We start from the raw sequence: 19,601 nt of genomic DNA, 5'->3' as shown, positions 1-19,601 counted from the left end.
GGGATGTAGGGCGGGATTAAATCCCGCCCTACATCCCTCATTTTCAGCTTGATGGAGTACTAGGCGCAAAACGTCGGTCGCACGAGGAAACGGCAATGCTGGTCCAAACCAAACAACAAGTGCTGCAACTGCTGCAACAGCACCAAGCCGAATTGCAGGGCTTTGGCGTGAAGCGTTGTGGCTTGTTCGGTTCGTTCGTGCGGGACGAAGCCAATGCGGAAAGCGACGTGGACATTTTGGTTGAGTTGGAGCCGGAACAAATCAGCTTAAAAAACTTCGTGGGTCTCGGCGACTGGCTGGAAGATTTGTTTGAGCGGAAGGTTGATCTGGTGACGACCGAATCGCTCAGCCCGTTTATCGGCCCGCACATTTTGCGCGAGGTGGAATATGCCCCCTTCAACACGTGAGTATCTGCAACACATCCTGCAAGAGACCGCTTTTCTTCAGCAAAACGCCACGCAGCTTGAGGAAGCCGCCTTCATGCAAGACGACATACTGAAGCGCGCCTTCACGCGCAGTTTGGAAATCATCGGCGAAGCGGCCAAACACATACCCGAAGAAATCAGGCAAAAAGCTCCGGCAGTCGAATGGCGGGCGATTGGACGCATGCGCGACCGCTTGACCCACGCTTATTTCGGCGTGGATTACAGAGTAGTCTGGGCCGTCGTCAACAACGATGTTCCTGTGCTCGACCGCGAGGTCAAACAAATTCTCATTCGTGAATTTCCTGCGGAGGATTCAACTGATGCATAAGTTCCCGCTGCTTTTTATGGCGTTCGCCGCCGGTGTCATCACGCTGCTGGCGCAAGCCGCCGCCAGGCAAGACGCACTCGCCAACACCGCTCACTTCCATCACCTGCAACTCAACACGACCGACCCGCAACGCGCGCTGGAGTTTTACACCAGCCGCTTCGATTGCGAGAAAGCCAAGTTCAACGGGCAGGATGCCGTCTGGGCGCAGAAATCCTGGCTTCTCTTCAACAAGGTCAAACAGGCCCCGCCTGCGGAACTAACGTCCGCCATCTGGCATTTCGGCTGGGGCGCCGAAAACATGCCTGCTGAGTACGAACGGCAGCAAAAACTCGGCACGAAGTTTTTCACGCCACTCACCGACATCAGCGACATCGGCGGCAATCCGAACGCCAAGCCCGGCAGTTTCTATTACGCCTACGTCGAAAGCCCTGACAAGGGGTTGATCGAGTTGAACACCGCCGGGCATCATCGCTTCGGTCACCTGCACCTGTTCAGCGCCGATCCGATTGCGGCGGGGCAGTGGTACATGAAACATTTTGGCACGAAAGGGCGCGTGTCGGCATCGCGCGAACCGCGCATGTATCGCGGCATTCAAATCGGCCCGTCGGCTTCGGTGAATCTCGACAACGTCAACATCATCATTTTTCCCATCGAATACCCGAAGCAGGAATACGCCGCGCAATGGAAGGGCAAGACCACGTTTGATTCGACCAAAGGCCGTGTCGTAGACCACGTCGGCATCAGCGTAGACAATCTGACCGAGTACCTGGAAAAGCTACGTCAGGACGGTGTGACGGTGGTCGAGGGCAGCAAGACCCAAGCGGGGCTGAAACAAGCGCTGATCGAAGGGCCGGATCGCATCTTGATTCAATTGGTGGAAGGACACGCACAAAAGCAATAACACCGCGCGGCAAGGTCTTTGCTGGCGCGTTTAGGAGCAAACAACAATGAAACGTCCAATCATTCTTATCGCACTACTAACTTTCTTAACCGTCACCGCCTTCGCCCAAACCGACCAGCTCACAGGCCGCTGGGAAGGCGAAACCAATTCGATGCAAGGCAAACGCCCGACCACCGTCATCTTCAAAAAAGAAGGCGCAGGATACACGGGCCGCACTGCCGGGTTGCGCCCCAACACCGAGGCCAAGCTTTACGCCATCAAAGTTGAGGGCGCGAAAGTCACGGCCAAAGCCGATTTTGAAACACCCCAGGCCACGGTGACGATTGATTACACGTTCACCTTGGCGGGCGACGCGCTGACCGGTGAGGGCGCGCTCGATTTCGGCGGCAACGCCATCAAAATTGAGGTCAGTCTCAAACGCGTCAGCACTGACACCGAAGGCGCGCTCTTTTCCGCCGCCCAGCAACAGCAAACGCCGCAACCGGGACAACAACAGGCGCGCCCCCAGCAACGCCAAATCGTTGAACAGCCCCAGCAGAAACAGTCGCTGGATTATTTTGTCGGCGCCTGGACTTACAAATACGTGGGACGTGAGAGCGCCCTTGCCCCTGCGCCGCGCGAAGGCACGATGACTTTCACCAAAAATGCCGATGGCAAATCGGCCACCGGCGTTGGCACCGGCAAACACGACGCGGGTGTTTACAAAGAGAGCATGAACCTTGTGTTTGACGAAGCGACGAAGCTGCTGACCGTCACGGAAACAACCTCAGCGGGCGTCAAGCTCAACAGCAAAGGCGATTGGCGCAGCCCGATTTCGATCCGCTTCAGTTATGATGCGATCACTGTCAAAGGGCAGAAACTCCAATTGCGCCGCACGCTGTCTATCGTCGCCGCGCATTCGTTCACCATCACGGATGAATTGGCCGAAGACGGCGGCCCGTTTGTGCGTTTGGGCAATGCGGTGTATAGCAAGGTCGGCGCGAATTAGCCGCAGTCTGGCGGAGCCTTTGGAGTGCGTGCGGCACAGGCCGCCGCTTTGGTAATCCCTTCGTTGTCTAAAAATCAAAGGACTACCAAAGCGGCGGCCTGTGCCGCACGCACTCCAAAGGCTCCGCCAGACCAAGTTAAGCACCAAATCCTGACGAACCGTCAATTCATCTTTCGTGTAGCAATAACCCCATGAACCATTCCAATCGTCCTGCCCTCAAACTTATGCTCGCCGTGTGCGCGCTGTGTTTGCTTACTGCCTGCTCGCGCAAAGACGCCACCAAGGCCGAGGCCGAAAAGCCCAAAACCCTGCCCGCCAAAACCAAAGTCAAGCTCATCGCAGTCACACAGCAGCAACAACAACGCGCGGTCGAAGCCGTCGGGTCGCTCTTCGCCTTTGACGAAGTCACCGTCAGCGCCGAAGCCGAAGGCCGTGTCGAACAGGTATTGGTAGACGTCGGCGACCGCGTCAGCAAAGGCCAACTGCTCGCGCGCATTTCGCCCGTCGAGTTTGAATTGACGATGGAACAGCAACGCGCCGCGCTGGCTCAGTCGCGCGCCCGGCTCGGTTTGCGCGAAGAAGACGGCGAACTGAAAGACGTGCGCCAGGCCGCCGAAGTCAAAAAAGCCGCCGCCGATCTCGCCGATGCCGAACAGCGTTTCAAACGCGCTGAAGCCCTGCTCGAATCCGGCGTCATCGCGCGCCAGGTTTTTGATGAAGCCGATTCCAAATTCAAAGCCGCCAAAGCCACCTACGACCTAGCCGTGCAGCAAGTCGAAAACCTGCGCGCCTCCATGCAGCAAACCCAGGCCACCCTCAACCTCGCCAGCAAGCGGCTCAAAGACACGCAAATCCGCGCGCCCTTTGCCGGCGCAGTCAAAGTGCGCTCAGTCACCGCCGGCCAATACCTGAAAATACAAACGCCCGTCATGACCCTGGTCAACGTAGACCCGCTGCGCGTGCGCCTGAACGTGCCCGAAAAGATGTCGCCTTGGGTGCGCGTGGGCCGTTCGGTCAACCTCACACTCGAAGCCTTCCCCAACCGCACCTTCACCGGCCGCATCGCCCGCATCAATCCCTCCGTGGACGAAAAGACGCGCACTTTCGAAGTCGAAGCCCTCGTCGTCAATCGCGGCGGCGAACTCAAACCCGGCTCGTTCGTCAAAGCGACGCTGCAATCGGACAAGGTGGATGCGATCCTCACCATTCCGCAAACGGCGGCGGCGTATTTGTTCGGCACCTACAAAGTGTTTGTCATTCAAGGCAAGACGCTGAAGGAACGCGAGGTCAAGCTGGGCGATCATTTCGGCGAGCGCGTCGAGATTCTGGAAGGCTTGCAGTTGAACGATAAGGTTGCGGTAGGCGAGGGTGGGCAGGTGCTGAAGGATGGCATGGAGGTTGAGGTCGTGCAGTAGAACGTTAATGGCACGGCGAAGGTGGTGTTATTGCCTATCTCGGGGCGCGCTGTGTTGTAACGGTTGTAAAGATTGCCAGCGGCTTGCAGCGGTCTTAGAATGCCTGCCGGAGGAACGGCAATGTCTTATCAAATCTTCGTGCAAAATCAGCTTCACAACGGCTATCAGGCAATGGTGATCGGGCTGCCCGATTGTGTGGCGGAAGGCGTGACCGAGGAAGAAGCTGTCGCCAAGGCAAAAGAAGCGTTGAGCCAATGGCTGGCGCGCGGTAAACTCGTCACCTTCGAGTTCGATCCCGACACACAAGCCGCCAATCCCTGGCAGAAAATTTGTGGAAAGTACAAAGACGATCCGACCTGGGACGACTTTCAGGCCAATATCGCCGCGTATCGCCGTCAACTGAACGAAGAAGAGGCCGCGCGGGAGGCCGCCGCAATGTCATGATTCGCTACGTGCTCGACACCGATCATCTCAGCCTTGCACAACGCGGCCACCAGCTTGTGACCGCCCGGCTTACCGCGACGCAGCCCGGCGCCGTAGCCATCACCATCATCACGGCGGAAGAACAACTGCGCGGACGCTTCCTGCAAATTCGTAAATTTCCCAATGGTCTGGCTTGCGTTGCGGCTTACCGCCAGTTGCACGAAACGATTGCCGACCTGAACACACTCCCGATTCTCGATTTCGACCCGGTGGCGGAGACGCTTGACCAGTCGTTGCGCAAACAATGGCCGCGCCTGGACACGCAAGACCGCCGCATCGCCGCCATCACCCTCGCCCAGCAGTGCATTCTGGTCACCCGCAATGCCATTCATTTCGGACAGATTGCCGGACTGACACTGCAAGATTGGACGAAGTAACCAGCTACGCATTTCGCACCCTGACAAGGAGGTCAGCTATGTTCACTCGCCGTCCATTTCACCAGCGTCATTTCATCATTGCCCGTTTCATCGCCCTGTGCGCCGTGTTGCTCATCACCGTGCTGGCCGTCTTCAACACCGGCGCGCCACGCGGCCACGCCGGCGGCAAGCGCCAGAGCCTGACCTTTGAAGACCGCGTCGCCGCCCAGCGCGCCATCGAAGCGGTCTACCATCGGCAGCGCTTATGGCCCACAGACAATCCGCAACCGAAACCGGCGCTCGACGAGGTGCTGCCCGCGGCGGCGTTGCGCGCGCAGGTGGAAGAGTACCTGCGGATGTCGCGCGCGCTCGAAGTCTTCACGGGCGCGGCGCTCACGCCGGAGCAGTTGCAAGCGGAGTTGGAACGGATGGCGCGGCAGACCCGGCAGCCGGCCGTGCTCGGCGCGTTGTGGGCGGCGCTCGAGCACGAGCCGCTGCTGCTGGCCGAATGCCTGGCGCGCCCGGTGCTGGCGGAGCGGGAGCTTCGCTTGCGGCTGGCGGAATGTGGAAGGCGGATTGGGGGATGTGAGGCGTTCGGCTTGACGGCTGCTGCAAATCCGCCATCCGCAATCCACCATCCGCAATTTGAGGAATGGTGGCGCGGGGTGCGGGGCGCGCTGGACGTGGCGGTGGACGCGCCGGGGTGGGCGTATCGGTTGCCGGAGATTGCGGCGGTGGCTGTGCCGTGCGGGAGTGATGGGTGGACGGCGACGAGCACAACTGGCGCTCCTAGTGTGCGAACTGGTCACACTGCTGTATGGACTGGCAGTGAAATGATTATTTGGGGTGGCGGAACCTCCAGCGGAGTTCTCAACACTGGCGGAAGATATTTCCCCGCAACCGATGCGTGGATGCCCACGAATACTGTTGCTGCTCCTAGTACTCCATCAAGCTGTAAGTGATGGATGCTGAGAGCGCATCCGGGATGTAGGGCGGGATTAAATCCCGCCCTACATCCCTCATTTTCAGCTTGATGGAGTACTAGGCCTCGATCTGGTCATGCTGCCGTATGGACAGGTAGCGAAATGTTGATTTGGGGTGAACTCACCAGCGATGGCGGACGATACAACCCAACAACGAACTCCTGGACAGCAACAAATACAACCGGCGCGCCAAGCCCGCGATCTTCTCCCACGGCTGTATGGACAGGTAATGAGATGATCGTTTGGGGCGGGAGATTCAACTCTAGCCAAGCGACCAACACGGGCGGGCGATACAACCCGACAACTAATACTTGGTCAGCAACGAGTACCAATAACTCTCCTGCCACGCGAGTTTTCCACAGTGCGGTTTGGACAGGCAGTGAAATGATCGTTTGGGGTGGTGATCAATTCAGTGCTACAGCAGTCATCCGTCTCAACACCGGAGGTAGGTACAATCCAACCAACGATAGTTGGGCAGCTACAAGCACATCCGGAGCTCCCAGGGAACGATACCTTCATACTGCGGTGTGGACTGGCAATGAGATGATCATTTGGGGTGGATCGTTTATTGCCCCTTACAACTCTGGTCGCTACAACCCAACAACCAACACATGGATATCCGTAAGCCTGATGAATGCTCCCAGCCCTAGCAATAATCTCTCAGCAGTGTGGACTGGTAGTGAAATGATCGTCTGGGGTGGCTTTTTTGGCGGCTGGCTCAATACAGGCGGACGATACAATCCAGCAAACGATGCTTGGACGGCCACGACCTTAATCGACGCTCCAACTGCACGGGATTTTCACACTGCTGTGTGGACTGGAAGTGAAATGATCATCTGGGGCGGCGAGGGCAACAACACTTCGGTCAGCACAGGCGCACGCTACTCACTCAACCTGCTCACCATCTCCCCCACCACCCAATCCTTCACCGCCACCGGCGGCTCCGGCAGCGTCGCCGTCACCGCGCAAGGCGGCTGCACCTGGACGGCGACGAGCAACGCGGGCTTCCTCACCATCACCGCCGGCAGCAGTGGCGCGGGCAACGGCACGGTCAGCTTCAGCGTCGCGCCCAACACCAGCCAGAACGCGCGGACAGGCACGCTCAGCGTCGGCGGCCAGAGCTTCACCGTCACGCAGTCGGGCGAAAATCCCGTGCCCGCGCTCGCCGGGCTGACGCCCAATGCCGCCAACGCGGGGGCCGGCGGCCTTCACGCTCACCGTCAACGGCACGGGCTTCGTGAACGGCGCGACGGTGCGGTGGAACGGCAATAACCGGACGACGGCCTTTGTCGGCGCGACCCAACTGACCGCGCAGATTCCCGCGAGCGATTTGCTGACGCTCGGCCCGGCGACGGTCACGGTCTTCAACCCGTCTTCAAGCGCCGGAGGGGGCGGCGGTGGGACGTCCAATGCGCAGAGCTTCAATGTGATGGCGAACGTCGCCAGCCTCTCGGCGGCCAGCTTCAGCGGGGCGGAACTCGCGGCGGATTCGATTGTCGCCGCGTTCGGCAGCGAATTGGCTACGCAAACGCTGGCCGCGCCGGTCACGCCCTTGCCGACGACGCTCACCCGGCGACCGTGCGGGTACGCGACAGCGCCGGCGTCGAACGGCCCGCCCCGCTGTTCTTTGTCGCGGCGGGGCAAGTCAACTACCTGCTGCCGGCGGGGACGGCGGCGGGCGCGGCGACGGTGACGATTACCAGCGGCAGCGGCAAACTCGCGCTCGGCGCGGTGCGGATTGCGGCGGTCGCGCCGGGCCTCTTCGCCGCCAACGCCAATGGGCAAGGCGTCCCGGCGGCGGTGGCCTTGCGCGTGCGGGGCGAAGTGCAAACCTTCGAGCCAGTCGCGCGGTTTGATTCAGTAGCGGGGCGTTTTGTGACTGCGCCGATTGATTTGGGGCCGGAAGGCGATCAAGTCATCCTGCTGCTGTTTGGCACGGGCCTGCGCGGACGCAGCGCGTTGGCGGCAGTGACGTGCACAATGGGCGGCGTGAGCGTGCCCGTCTCGTTCGCCGGGGCGCAGGGCGATTTGGTCGGACTCGATCAAATCAACGTGGGGCCGTTGCCGCGCGCGTTGGCCGGGCGCGGGGAAGTGGATTTGGTGTTGCTGGTGGATGGGAAAACGGCCAATACTGTGCGGGTCAATCTCAAGTAATCAAAGCACGTGCATACATCAAAAGGCGCGCTCACCTGGGTACGCAGCGCTTCCAGCGTGCAGTCTCGGCAGCAGACGGAGTAATGCTGAAAGGAAACTCTTCGGCATCATCGCGTCTCTTGCCACGCCCGCACGCTGGAAGCGCTGCGTACCCAGAGGAGCGCGTCTTGCTGTACACTCAACCGCAAACCAATCTAAACAAGTGGGGGGACAAGAATGATTGGCAGAAATCACAAATTTCTCTTCGTGTTGTTGGCGCTGGCGTTTTTAGCGCAACGCGGCGTGCAGAGCCAAGACAAGGCGCAAGACAAAAAGCCGCTCGATCCCGCCGCATGGGGCAAGAACCACGCGGGGGGCGCGGTGCCCGAATTTGCGCACGGCGATGAGTGTTTGTTCTGTCATCGCAACACCATTGGCGCGACGTGGCAAAAGAACGCGCACGGTGTGACGCTGCGGCAGCGCGAAGATGCGGTGGAGTTGGCGCCGCTGCTCAAAGCCAATCCAGCGGTCGCCAAAGTCGAGGGCGAGATCGAATACTTCCTGGGCAGTCGGCATTACGTGCGCTTGCTCAAAAAAGACGGCTACGGGAAATTTGATTTGCTGAATGCGCAGGCGGTGTTGGGGGCGGATAAGAAAGTAGTCGAATGGCGCAATGCTGAGAAACCGGCTTGGGACAAAGAGGGGTTCGCGAATAGTTGCGCCGGTTGTCACGCAACGGCTGTGGATGCCAAAACGCGCACGTTTGCGGCCTTTGGGCTGGATTGCTACGCCTGCCACGGCAATGTCTCAATGGATCATAGCAACGACACCTCGCTGGTCTTGCTCTCAAAAAAGAATCGCACCGGCAAAGAGGTTGTCACGTCGTTATGCGCGCAATGCCATCTGCGCGGCGACGGGGGCGCGGCCAAATCAAAATCCACCGGCTTGCCCTATCCGAATACGTTCATCGCGGGTGACAATCTGTTTCAGGATTACGCGGTAGATTGGAAGCGCGCCGATGCTGCGCAACTAAATCCCGGTGATCGTCACGTCTGGCGCAATGTGCGTGATGTGGCGGTGAATGATGAAAGCCAGACCTGCCTGAATTGCCATCAGGTGCACGCCGCCGATCCGGCCACGGCCACGCAAAAGCATCGCCGCTTGCCGCGCGCGCCCATTTGTTTTGATTGCCATAGCCAGGAAGAAGGGCAGTTCAAACAGGTCAAGAAGTACGACGTCAAAAGTGCGTTGTGCGAATACTGAGCCAACAGTTGTGTCCTATTCCTGTGTTGCTGCCTAAAACAAAGCTGTTTCCCCACGAAGCCACCCGAAGAAAACACGAAGAACGCCAAGCAGCTTCGTGTTTTCTTCGAGTGGCTTCGTGGGGAAACAGCTTGCACTCGCTGGCAACACAACTTTAGGACGCTACCGAGCTAACAGCCCCGGCCAACCTTACCCGTTACCACCAACCGCCTGTCGCACGGGAATTTCAGCCGCAGCCTGTTGGGGCGAATCCAGATAATTCGGCGTTTTACCGCCCGCCGCGCCTTCGGTCGGAAAGAAGTGCTGCGTCTTGTCCCAGGCGATCTTGGCGCCTTTTAGCTCTGAGGTTACAAATTGATTGGTTGCACGGAAGGCCACGCTGATGTTGATCAGATTGTCCCAGGGCAGTCGCGGGACAGAGAGCAATCCCTGCCGCCAGCCGTAAATGCGCGTCGTTGCGATCATGCGTTGCACGACCCGATTGAGCATCATCAATAAACAGGCGACGAACGCGCCGCGTATCCACCAAGCTTCACTCAACAGGGGCGACAGGCCGGGCCAGACCAGCCAATGCAACGAAGCGTGCGTCAGGCAAACCAGCAGGAATATGTAATTGACCAGCACCAGCGGATTGGCCCAAACGCCTTTGCGGTCGTGAAAGAGCAGCCAGCGCGTGCGAAAATCACCGATCCAGCCGAATTGCTTCCAGTTCTGAAAGATGATGCCGACCATCCAGCGCGTGCGTTGCCGCAACGCCGTATAAAACGTCGAAGGGAAATGCGCCCGCGTCGTGATCATTTCTTTGTATGGTTCGGCCAGCCGGTTGCCTTGGGCATCGCGCGTGCGCAAGACGATGGGGCGCACGAACATCTGTTTGCCGCCAGCCATCTTTAAGCGCAAGCCGAAATCGTAATCTTCGGTCAGCGATTCGGTGTTGAAGATTTTCGCGCCGTGCTCTTCCTGTAATTTGTCGAGCACGTTGCGGGCGATGCAAGTGCCCACACCCGCGCTCGGCACAAAGCCGCCCATCCAGCCGCGCACAAAAATGTCTTTGGTGTGCGTCTCGGCGAATTCGTCCATGTAACTGGACGCGGTGAAATGCCGCCAGGGCTCTTCGAGTGGAAAAATCGGGCTTTGAATCATGTCGGGTGCGCGCAACGTCAGCAGGTAGTTGTACACGCGCAATTCCAGCGGATGCAGAATGTCTTCGGGGTCGTGCATCACGATGAATTCATATTGCTGGCCGGTCTCTTCTTCGTGGCGGCACAACGCCAGGAAGGCGGCGTTGAGATTATCGGCTTTATTCGACGGGCCAGGTTTGGGATTAACGGCCAGCACGATGTTGGGCAGGCGTTGCTGGGCAGCGCGGACTCTGGCCAGCGTCGGTTCGTCGTTGGGATAACAGGCGACGACAAAATCGAAGTTGTCGTAGTTGATGAGTTGGTTATTGGTGACGAGCATCTCTTCGATCACGTCGTCTTCGTGCCAGGCGGCGATGAAGATCGCGCCGCGCTTTTGCGGATAGGCGAGCAACTCGTCTTCGCTCAGTTGCGGGCGTTTGCTGCGCGGATATTTGCAGCGGCGCACGGCCAGGGTCGTCCAGTAATAGATGTCAATAAAGAGGTCATCCAGACCGCTCAGCAAATTTCCCAGGGCCAGGCATAAGAACCACCACTCCGCCCAATTCAGTTCATGCCAGGCGTGTTGCAGCGTCAAGAAGAACGATTGCGCGAGGCCGAGCAGGTAGGCAGAGAGCGGCGTGCCCGCCGTTTGCGCAACGCCGAACAACAGCGTGTATGTTGGGCAAGCAGCACACGTGTGTTGTGCCGCCTGAGCGGGGGCTAGAAGCCAGTAGTTGAGCGTGGAAGCCCATTCGCCGAGCGCTAGGATCAGGGCGGGGTAGTGGCCCCAAAGCAAGCTCGTCTGAATGAGCGGGGAACTATCGAGCGGGGATGCTGGGAAGACGAAGCACGCTCCTACCACCGACACCAGACGTGGTAGGCTCATTCCGCATTTCCTCAGCCGGTTGCGTGGTTACTCTTTGACGAGGTACTTGCCGAAGATTACGCCGAAGCGGAAATCTCCGTAATGTGAGCGATAGGGATTGGGTTCATTGGGACGGTGTAGGCCGAAATAACGGCCGCGCAGGTATTCGGCGGTCAGTTTTATGCCGGCGCAGCGCCAGGGTGTGAATGCAGCGCCTGCGCCCAGTTCAGCGAGGTTGTTGTAATAGTCGCGGCCCCTGTCTTTGACCAAGTTGCCGCGGCCATAGATTTCAAGGGCGGTTTCTTTGTATTGCAGCACGCGCACGCCCTGGCGCGCCTGCACATAGCCAATGATGTTGTGACGAAAGCGGCTGTAATAACTCACGTCGAAATAGACTTCGCCGACGGGATTGAACGGGAAGGCCAAGGCGGGCGTGGCGGCGCGTTTGCCCCAGAGGTGAGAAAAGTAAGTGCCGAATCGGTAATCGCTGCGGGCGCGCACGGTTGAGTGCGTACTCGGCATCAGGTTTATGGCCAAGCCCGCTTCGCCATAAACCGTCAACGCATTTTTGAAAGGCCGTCCGCGCAGACCCAGCGCGAGCACCGCGAAGTTATCGGAGAAGATTTGCGGCGCGCCGCCCGCCGTCGAACGTGTGTCGCGCGTCAAACGGGTACTGGCATATACCTCAAGCCCGGCTTTGGCCGACAGCACCAGGCCGCTGCGCCAAATGAACGGGGCGATGAAATTGTTGAAACGGGCTTGGTAAAACGGCGCGGCATAAATTTCATTGGCCCAAATCCAGCGGCGCGCAAACAGCACGGGGGCCAGGTTTTTCAAGGCTTCCTGCGCCTTTTGCCGAATCGCCGGATCAGGCGCGAGGCTGGCGGCGAGGAACCACTCGCGCGCTTTCTGCTTGTTGTTGACGCCATCGTACAAATAACCCAGTTGCAGTTTGTAGTGGAAATTTTGCTGGTCGCGCTGTTCGACCATCAAAAAGATGTCAATGGCTTCGCGCAACCGCTCCAGCCGGATCAACAAATAGCCGAGTTGGGAACGGGCCACGAGATTCGTTGGTTCAAGCCGCAAGACTTCTTCCAACGCCTTGACTGCTTTTTCATGTTGCTGATTGGCGACCAGGGCAAAGGCCAATTCCAGCCAAGGCTTGGTGGCTTGCGGCCGCAGCCGCGTGGCTTGCTCGAAACTGGCGACGGCTTCGTTCCATTCGCTGCGCGCCAGATGTGCGTAACCTTGATTGAGCAGGTTTTGTAAGGCTTCGTCAACCGGCACGCTGGCAGACGTGCTGGTCTGGTTTGCGGGCGGCGGCGGTTCGGCAGTTTGCGCCTGTAGGTTGGAGGCCAGCCAAACCAGCACAAAACCTGCCCATAAGCAGGGGTTCAATAATTTCATGACAACGTTCCCTAGCGTGGAAATCGGTATTGTTGTCGGGACGTGGGCAAACGAATGCTGAATTAGGGTGGTTGCAATTCGGTTGCATGCACAATTACCTGGCTTCGAGAACAAGGGGAGAAGCACAAGCAAAGTGATTTTTAGCGGGATGAGGATGCGGGGTGCTTGCCGGATGTGCGAGAGCAAGCAAGATTGGGTAATAGCGGGGATGAAGTCACAAGCCGGTAGGAAACCAGTTGTGTCAATGGAGAGTGGCGTTCCGCTCAAAACATAACAACGACCCCAGCGTTTCGCTCAGAACGGATTCTTTCCTCTGGTCCGGTTTATTTCGTCAGCACGGAAAAAAAGTGTTGAATGGGCAAGGGCATTTTGTTAATAGAGACTTGCAAGCGGCATCGTTCCGTCCCACCCAACTCCGCACTTCTGAGTGAGCGGTACGCCATACGCCAGCATCCCGGCACATTTTTTACAGGAGACAATTTCCATGCCTGTTTACTGGAGCGTCAAATATGCCACTGGCGAAGAAACCATAGATGCGCAACACCAACGCCTTTTCGATTATGTGAACCGCCTTGAGACGCAATTGAATCAAGACACGGTGGAGGGCGAGATTGTAGGCGCGGTGCTGCAATACATGACGATGTATGCCCAAACGCATTTTGTATACGAAGAGCTTTGCATGCACCGTGTCAAATGCCCCACGGCCAAGGTCAATCAGGAAGCGCATGATAAATTCATGGCGCTGGTGAGTCGTTACCAGCAGCAGTATGACAAAGATGGCGCGACGCGCGAATTAGTCAATGAAATGTATGGGACGGCTTCCAATTGGCTGACCAACCATATTTGCAAAATTGATACGCAACTGCGCGGCTGTAAATAAGGGTCAGTGGCAAACCCTCACCCCTGCGGCGCGCGCGCCGAGGCGGTAGGCATTTGGGTGCTTGGCGGGTGCTGAGGTTGAAATAGTGCCTGATCAAGCACCGGCCTGGCGCGAAACCAGTGGCCTGACGCGCTTGCGATATTCGATGGCTTGTTCCAGCACCGCGCGATACTCGGCTATTTCCACATCGCGTTCGCAGCAGAGAATGAAAAGCGTGCCATCATCTTTGAAGTTGCCATCCCATTCGATGAGTTGCTCGTCCGTCCAGTCGCTGCGGTATTGCTGCATCTGCGCATCGTCCATGCGGTCGAAATAAGCGCGCAAATTGACGTCCGTCTCATTCAATGCCGCAGTTGCCGGTTCTTGCTCAAAATTCCAGATTGGTTGTTCCATCAACTCTCCTCAGCGCGCGAATCCGCACCAGTTGTGAATTGCCAGGAATTGAAGGCCTCGCGAGCGGCAGACTATGCCGCTGCAAATTTGCGCAATGGATGATACAGCGTATCGCGCTCAATCGGCTCAAACCCGGCCTCTTTGATCAGTGTCACGATGTCGTCTTTGCTGGCTTCGTTGTCGTTCTTGCCTTCGACCAGATAGGACTCCATCAATTCGCCGCCGCCGGTGATCGTGCCGTCGAAATCATTGGCGCCGAAATGCAGCGCCGTCTGGGCCAGCCGTTTGCCCAGCATCACCCAGTACGCCTTGATGTGATCGAAGTTGTCCAGCAGCAACCGCGAGACAGCGATGACCTTCAGGCTGTCAATGCCGGACGGGCCGGGCAGGTGCGCCAGTTGTGTGCCCGGCGGATAAAAGGCCAGCGGGATGAAGCATTGAAAACCGCCGCTCTTGTCCTGCTGCTCGCGCAAGCGGACGAAGTGATCCACGCGGTCTTCAGTGGTTTCGACGTGGCCGTAAAGGATCGTCGCGTTGGTTTTGATCCCGGCCTGATGCACCTTGCCCGCCATGTCGAGCCAGCGTTGTCCGTCGGTTTTGTGTGTGCAAATCTTTTCGCGCGTGGCTTCGGCAAAGACTTCCGCGCCGCCGCCGGGGCAGGAATCCATGCCTGCGGCAGTGAGTTTGGCGATGACTTCTTCGTCCGTCATTTTGTAGAACTTGGCGAAGAAATCGAGTTCGACCATCGTGAAGGCTTTCAGGTGCAGCTTGGGGAATTCGCGTTTGAGCGCCGCGAGCAGGTCGGTGTAATAGGAAAAGGGCAGCCGCGTATTCAAGCCGCCGACGATGTGCAATTCAGTCGCGCCCTGGGCCGTGGCCGCGCGCGCGACGTTCAGCGACTCTTCCAAGCTGTGCGTGTAGCCGCCTTCCTGGTTGTGTTTGACGAAGAAGCCGCAGAATTTGCAATCGGCGTAGCAGTAATTCGTGGGATTCAAATGGCGATTGACGTTGAAGTAGGTTGCCAGTCCATGTTTGCGGCGGCGCACGATGTCCGCCAAGCGTCCGACGCCGTGCAGATCATGGCTGCGAAACAGCGTCATGCCATCATCAAAGCTCAGCCGTTCGCCCGCTGAAACTTTTTCAGCAATGGGCAAGAGGTCTCGATCCAGAAAATAGGTTTCCAACATAAAGACTCCGAATATCAAAACGAAATCAGGGTTAGCCACAGAGGCACAGAGACACAGAGGGAAAGCGAGACTCAGCGATCAAACGAAGTCTTCTCTGTGGCTCTGTGCCTCTGTGGCTCTGTGGCTAATCTTCAATTCTTGGTTCCATCACTAAGCTGCAATTGCTGCCGGATGAATTTCTCTACTTCCGGCTTCATCAATTCGCCCAGCGCAATGTAAGTGCGCGACGTGACGAAGGCGCTGTCGGCGCGGAAATCAGCCGCCGGCAAAAAGATGTTGAGCGGCGTGCCCCATACACGCTTATCTTCCATTGCCTGGCGGTAGGCGTAATGCTCCGTGCTGGTGCGGTCTTTGGTGCGTTTGCTTTCGAGCACGATGGGGTATTCGGGCTGGTGCCGCTTGATGAATTCGCGCAACTCGTCCGGTTTGGAGTACTCGCAAACGGCGATCACGGTGAAGCCCTGATCTTTGTATTTGCGATAAAGTTCGTTGATGGTGTCTACGTCATAATTGCTGCTGTGGCACCAGGCGGCAAAGTAATGCACCAGCACCAGCCGCTTGCCTTGGCCTGCCGCACGCAAGTTGAAAGGCGCGTCGGCAAGGTTGTTGAACGTGAAATCCTTGATGGGCAAGACAAACTCGCGCAACTCACCGTACTCGTGCGCGTGTGCTTCTAGCACAATTGGCGCAGGCGCGTTCTTTGGCGTCGGTGTAGGCGTGGGCGTGGACTTGTTCACGGGCACAAGTTGCGCATGGGCGGGCAGCGCCAGGCAAAACAGCAAAGCCAAAAGCACGCCGCAGCCGCCCGTGCGGTACGGGGAGCGTGAGCGACCTGCCCGTTGCCGTATGAGCGTTGCCGGGCAGCCCGCGATTGCGGTTGTTTGCCGGTTTGTGTGTCTATCAATATGCAGGTCGTTCACGCTCCCCGTACTGGTTGCTTGCCGTCTTTCATGCATCTCATTCCCCCAGCAAAAATACATCTGCCGCCACCGTGACAAACAAGATCACGCTGACATAGGCGTTGGTCGTAAAGAATGCCAGATCCAGTTTCGACAAATCATCCGCGCGCACCAGCCGGTGCTGGTGAATCAGCAACGCCGCCGTCGCCACGATGCCCAGCAGCCCAATCCAATGCAGCCCGGTCAAAACGTAAACCGCCACCAGCGCGGCAAACATCGCCGCGTGAAAGAGCCGCGCCAGCCACAACGCCCGCGCGACGCCCAATGTTTGCGGGATCGAGCGCAAACCCTGTTGCACATCGAACTCGCGATCCTGGCAGGCATAAATAATATCGAAGCCTGCCGTCCATAACAGCACTGCCAAACTCAACAAGAGCGGCACCGGCGAATCAAGCGTTCCGCGCACAGCAATCCACGCGCCCGTTGGCGCGATGGCGAGGCACCAGCCCAACACCAAATGACAGAGCGCCGAAAAGCGTTTGGTGTACGAATAGAAAAGCACCGACCCCAAGGCAATCGGCGACAACAGCAGCGTCAGCTTATTCAGCATCGCCGCCGCCAAAAAGAAGAGCGCCGCCGCAGCCAGCGTAAACAGCGCCACGAATTGCACGCTCAACAAGCCCGCCGGCAGCGCGCGCAGCGCCGTGCGCGGATTGGCCGCGTCGAATTCGCGGTCAACTAGCCGGTTGAAAGCCATCGCCGCCGAACGCGCGCCGACCATTGCGATGAGTATCCAAAAGAGCACGCGCCCATTGGGTAAGCCGCGCGCTGCCAGCACTGCGCCAAGCAAGGCGAAGGGCAGGGCGAACAGCGTGTGCTCGATCTTGATCATTTCGAGAGTGGTTTTCAGACTTTTCAACATAATCAATTTGTGCGTCCAGTTGCAGCGTCGTTCCGTCGCGCGGTCGGACGGTTGCCCTCCCAGCGCGTCGTTTGCTCATGCCCTATGCCCAAATGATCCAACAGCCGATGCGTGAAATGTTCGATCAGATCATCAATCGTCTGTGGATGATGATAAAAGCTCGGCATGGCCGGAACGATGCGCACGCCCAGCCGCGCGAGTTTGAGCATGTTTTCGAGATGAATCGCATTCAACGGCGTTTCGCGCGGCACCAGAATCAACAGACGGCTTTCTTTCAACATCACATCGGCGGCGCGGTGAATCAGATCGCGTGTGATGCCAGCCGCGATATAGGCCAGCGATCCCATGCTGCACGGCACGATGACCATTGCGTCAGCCAGATACGAACCGCTCGCCACTGTCGCGCCGATGTCCGCCGCCGGATGCACGATCAATTTGTCCGCGTCATAACCGACTAACTCTTTCACCACGCGGCGTTCGGTGCCCGCGACGTTCAAGCCCAACTCTTCACTGACGACGCGCACGCCTGCTTGCGAAATGACTAAGTCAATGTGTCCGACCTCGGCGCTGGCGCAAAGGTGTTTGAGCAAACTCTGCGCGTAAATTGAACCGCTCGCTCCGGTGATGCCGACGGTGATTGATTTGGTGGAAGTGGTCATGAGCTTCATTGCCGGCTTCGTGTGAACCGCGCGGCAACTATAGGTGTCGTGAAAAAAGCTTGTCAAGCCGGGCTTTCGCGCAGTTTGCGCAATGCGTTGTCAAAGACGTTGACGGCACGTTATAACGTTTGGCCTATGGATCAGGAACGTTTGAAACAACTCTTGGAACAGGTCAAAGCGGGCGCTGTTGACGTGCCGCAAGCGGTCGAGCAATTGCGCCATCTGCCGTTCGAGAACTTGGGCTTCGCCCACATAGACCATCACCGCGCCTTGCGGCAGGGCTTCCCCGAAGTGATCTTCGGGTTGGGTAAGACGCCGGAACAGGTGGCGACGATTGCCGCGCGGCTGCTCGAACGCGCCTCGAACCTGTTGGTGACGCGGACGAATCGCGAGACATATAACCGCATGCTAGCCAGCGCGCCCGATGCCGTTTTTCACGACAGTTGCGGGGCAATCACTGTGCGGCGCGACCAGACAGTTCACGGGCGCGGCGTAATCGCCGTCGTCACCGCCGGAACCTCAGACATTCCCGTCGCCGACGAAGCCGCCATCACCGCCGAATTGATGGGCAACCGCATCGAACGCATCTTTGACGTAGGCGTCGCGGGGATTCATCGTGTTTTAAGCAAGCGTGAACTGCTGCAATCCGCCCGCGTCGTCGTCTGTGCGGCGGGGATGGAAGGCGCGTTGCCTTCGGTCGTGGGCGGACTGGTCAGTGTCCCAGTCATCGCAGTGCCGACCAGCATTGGCTATGGCGCCAGCTTTGGCGGGATTGCAGCGCTGTTGGGGATGCTGAATTCGTGCTCGTCAAATGTCACGGTAGTCAACATTGATAACGGCTTTGGCGCGGGCTTTGTGGCGAGCTTGATCAACCGGGAGTGAGCCTGGGTACGCACCGCTTCCAGCGTGCAGGACTGATTGAGGGACGTAGTTGATTCGACTGCGTCCGCAGCCAAGTCTGCACGCTGGAAGCGGTGCGTACCCAGGGTTTGAGATTTGAGATTTGAGATTGAATAATGCCGGGGCTATGAAACAAGCAGAGAAAGCCAACGTCGCATTGATTCAGATGTCGTGCGGCCCCGATCCCAAAGAGAACCTGGGCAAATGTCTGGCGCGGATCGAAGAGGCCGCCAAGCAAGGCGCGCACATCGTTTCGACGCAGGAACTATTTCGGTCGCGCTACTTTTGCCAGACCGAAGAGCATAAGTTTTTCGAGTTGGCCGAACCGATCCCCGGTAAGTCTACACAAGCGCTGTCGAAGCTGGCCAAGGCGCGCGGCATCGTGATCGTCGCTTCGTTGTTTGAGAAACGGGCGGAAGGGCTTTATCACAACACCGCCGTCGTGCTGAATTCCGACGGCGCGTTGCTGGGCAAGTACCGCAAGATGCACATCCCGGACGATCCGCTCTTTTACGAGAAGTTCTATTTCACGCCGGGCGATCTGGGCTTCAAGATGTTCGAGACGCGCTTTGGCAAAGTCGGCGTGCTGATTTGTTGGGATCAGTGGTATCCCGAAGGCGCGCGGCTGACGGCCTTGCGTGGCGCGCAGATTCTGTTCTATCCGACTGCCATTGGTTGGCATCCGAGCGAAAAGGCCGAATACGGCGAGCGCCAGCATTCGTCGTGGGAGATCATCCAGCGTTCGCATGCAGTCGCGAATGGGTTGTATGTCGCAGTCGCCAACCGCGTTGGGCACGAACCCACACCGGCTGGGCAGCATCAACAGAGTTTGGGTGAAGGCATTCAATTCTGGGGGCAGAGTTTCATCGCCGATCCGTCGGGGCAATTGTTGGTGAAAGGCAGCGTCGAGCAGGAAGAAATCCTGTTGGCCGAAGTGGATTTCGGTAAGACCGATGTACAGCGCACGCACTGGCCGTTTTTGCGCGACCGGCGCATTGATGCTTACGGGGAAATTACGAAGAGATTTATTGACTGATCCTTCCCACGAAGGCACACGAAGCAGACACGAAGCTGTTTGCAAAATCCTTCGTGT

The 19,601-nt window shown here is 58.1% G+C and carries 22 protein-coding genes and 1 pseudogene; 16 read left to right on the top strand and 7 right to left on the bottom strand.

The window, feature by feature from the left end:
• Positions 1-95: 95 nt before the first annotated feature.
• From HY011_27110 to HY011_27050, 13 genes and pseudogenes are all read left to right on the top strand, one after another.
• Positions 96-407, top strand: a complete 312-nt coding sequence (locus HY011_27110) for a nucleotidyltransferase family protein (GenBank protein MBI3426614.1) — start codon at positions 96-98, stop codon at positions 405-407.
• Positions 388-753 (top strand): DUF86 domain-containing protein, encoded by a 366-nt coding sequence (locus HY011_27105; protein MBI3426613.1) that lies wholly within the window; start codon positions 388-390, stop codon positions 751-753. Before HY011_27110 ends, HY011_27105 begins: the two co-directional genes overlap by 20 nt.
• Complete coding sequence (locus HY011_27100; GenBank protein ID MBI3426612.1) at positions 746-1,654, top strand: VOC family protein; 909 nt, start codon at positions 746-748, stop codon at positions 1,652-1,654. The genes HY011_27105 and HY011_27100 overlap by 8 nt, the downstream gene beginning before the upstream one ends.
• A 46-nt stretch (positions 1,655-1,700) precedes the next feature.
• Complete coding sequence (locus tag HY011_27095) at positions 1,701-2,642, top strand: hypothetical protein (GenBank protein ID MBI3426611.1); 942 nt, start codon at positions 1,701-1,703, stop codon at positions 2,640-2,642.
• Positions 2,643-2,833: 191 nt separating this feature from the next.
• Positions 2,834-4,057 carry an efflux RND transporter periplasmic adaptor subunit gene (locus HY011_27090; GenBank protein MBI3426610.1) on the top strand — a complete coding sequence of 408 codons (1,224 nt, stop codon included), beginning with the start codon at positions 2,834-2,836 and terminating at the stop codon, positions 4,055-4,057.
• Positions 4,058-4,177: 120 nt separating this feature from the next.
• On the top strand, positions 4,178-4,501 hold the full coding sequence (locus HY011_27085; GenBank protein MBI3426609.1) for a type II toxin-antitoxin system HicB family antitoxin: 324 nt from the start codon (positions 4,178-4,180) through the stop codon (positions 4,499-4,501).
• Positions 4,498-4,917 carry a type II toxin-antitoxin system VapC family toxin gene (locus HY011_27080; protein MBI3426608.1) on the top strand — a complete coding sequence of 140 codons (420 nt, stop codon included), beginning with the start codon at positions 4,498-4,500 and terminating at the stop codon, positions 4,915-4,917. The genes HY011_27085 and HY011_27080 overlap by 4 nt, the downstream gene beginning before the upstream one ends.
• Positions 4,918-4,955: 38 nt before the next feature.
• Positions 4,956-5,858: a hypothetical protein gene (locus tag HY011_27075; GenBank protein ID MBI3426607.1), complete on the top strand. Its 903-nt coding sequence runs from the start codon at positions 4,956-4,958 to the stop codon at positions 5,856-5,858.
• A 123-nt stretch (positions 5,859-5,981) separates the two neighbouring features.
• A pseudogene (locus HY011_27070) lies at positions 5,982-6,200 on the top strand (galactose oxidase).
• 507 nt (positions 6,201-6,707) lie between these two features.
• Entirely contained in the window at positions 6,708-7,151 is a 444-nt protein-coding gene (locus tag HY011_27065; GenBank protein ID MBI3426606.1) for a BACON domain-containing protein, read from the top strand.
• Complete coding sequence (locus HY011_27060) at positions 7,060-7,572, top strand: IPT/TIG domain-containing protein (GenBank protein ID MBI3426605.1); 513 nt, start codon at positions 7,060-7,062, stop codon at positions 7,570-7,572. Before HY011_27065 ends, HY011_27060 begins: the two co-directional genes overlap by 92 nt.
• Entirely contained in the window at positions 7,458-8,033 is a 576-nt protein-coding gene (locus HY011_27055; GenBank protein ID MBI3426604.1) for a hypothetical protein, read from the top strand. Before HY011_27060 ends, HY011_27055 begins: the two co-directional genes overlap by 115 nt.
• 216 nt (positions 8,034-8,249) lie before the next feature.
• The gene (locus tag HY011_27050) at positions 8,250-9,275 is read left to right on the top strand and encodes a hypothetical protein (protein ID MBI3426603.1); all 1,026 of its coding nucleotides are present in this window, start codon (positions 8,250-8,252) and stop codon (positions 9,273-9,275) included.
• Positions 9,276-9,464: 189 nt separating this feature from the next.
• On the opposite strand, the gene nrfB is transcribed toward HY011_27050, so the two are convergent.
• Complete coding sequence (gene nrfB, locus HY011_27045; GenBank protein ID MBI3426602.1) at positions 9,465-11,282, bottom strand: phage adsorption protein NrfB; 1,818 nt, start codon at positions 11,280-11,282, stop codon at positions 9,465-9,467.
• A 27-nt stretch (positions 11,283-11,309) separates the two neighbouring features.
• Positions 11,310-12,668 (bottom strand): tetratricopeptide repeat protein, encoded by a 1,359-nt coding sequence (locus HY011_27040; protein ID MBI3426601.1) that lies wholly within the window; start codon positions 12,666-12,668, stop codon positions 11,310-11,312.
• Between the two features lie 484 nt (positions 12,669-13,152).
• Between HY011_27040 and HY011_27035 the strand changes: the two genes are divergently transcribed.
• Positions 13,153-13,548 carry a hemerythrin family protein gene (locus HY011_27035; protein ID MBI3426600.1) on the top strand — a complete coding sequence of 132 codons (396 nt, stop codon included), beginning with the start codon at positions 13,153-13,155 and terminating at the stop codon, positions 13,546-13,548.
• A gap of 93 nt (positions 13,549-13,641) precedes the next feature.
• Here the strand turns inward: HY011_27035 and HY011_27030 are convergent, their stop codons facing one another.
• The 5 genes from HY011_27030 to HY011_27010 form a co-directional block, all read right to left on the bottom strand.
• Positions 13,642-13,941 carry a hypothetical protein gene (locus tag HY011_27030; GenBank protein ID MBI3426599.1) on the bottom strand — a complete coding sequence of 100 codons (300 nt, stop codon included), beginning with the start codon at positions 13,939-13,941 and terminating at the stop codon, positions 13,642-13,644.
• A gap of 71 nt (positions 13,942-14,012) precedes the next feature.
• Positions 14,013-15,128 carry an aminofutalosine synthase MqnE gene (gene mqnE / locus HY011_27025; protein MBI3426598.1) on the bottom strand — a complete coding sequence of 372 codons (1,116 nt, stop codon included), beginning with the start codon at positions 15,126-15,128 and terminating at the stop codon, positions 14,013-14,015.
• Positions 15,129-15,259: 131 nt separating this feature from the next.
• On the bottom strand, positions 15,260-15,916 hold the full coding sequence (locus HY011_27020; GenBank protein MBI3426597.1) for a TlpA family protein disulfide reductase: 657 nt from the start codon (positions 15,914-15,916) through the stop codon (positions 15,260-15,262).
• A gap of 169 nt (positions 15,917-16,085) precedes the next feature.
• Positions 16,086-16,949, bottom strand: coding sequence for a UbiA family prenyltransferase (locus HY011_27015; GenBank protein ID MBI3426596.1), 864 nt, complete (start codon positions 16,947-16,949; stop codon positions 16,086-16,088).
• 2 nt (positions 16,950-16,951) lie between these two features.
• Positions 16,952-17,608, bottom strand: coding sequence for a UbiX family flavin prenyltransferase (locus HY011_27010; protein MBI3426595.1), 657 nt, complete (start codon positions 17,606-17,608; stop codon positions 16,952-16,954).
• Positions 17,609-17,743: 135 nt separating this feature from the next.
• Between HY011_27010 and larB the strand changes: the two genes are divergently transcribed.
• Together larB and HY011_27000 are read left to right on the top strand one after the other, a co-directional pair.
• Complete coding sequence (larB, locus tag HY011_27005) at positions 17,744-18,490, top strand: nickel pincer cofactor biosynthesis protein LarB (protein MBI3426594.1); 747 nt, start codon at positions 17,744-17,746, stop codon at positions 18,488-18,490.
• A 145-nt stretch (positions 18,491-18,635) separates the two neighbouring features.
• Entirely contained in the window at positions 18,636-19,544 is a 909-nt protein-coding gene (locus tag HY011_27000; protein MBI3426593.1) for a carbon-nitrogen hydrolase, read from the top strand.
• Positions 19,545-19,601: the final 57 nt, after the last annotated feature.

It is taken from the genome of Acidobacteriota bacterium (assembly GCA_016196035.1).
Taxonomy (GTDB): domain Bacteria; phylum Acidobacteriota; class Blastocatellia; order RBC074; family RBC074; genus JACPYM01.
This window is presented reverse-complemented; position numbering and strand designations above follow the sequence as displayed.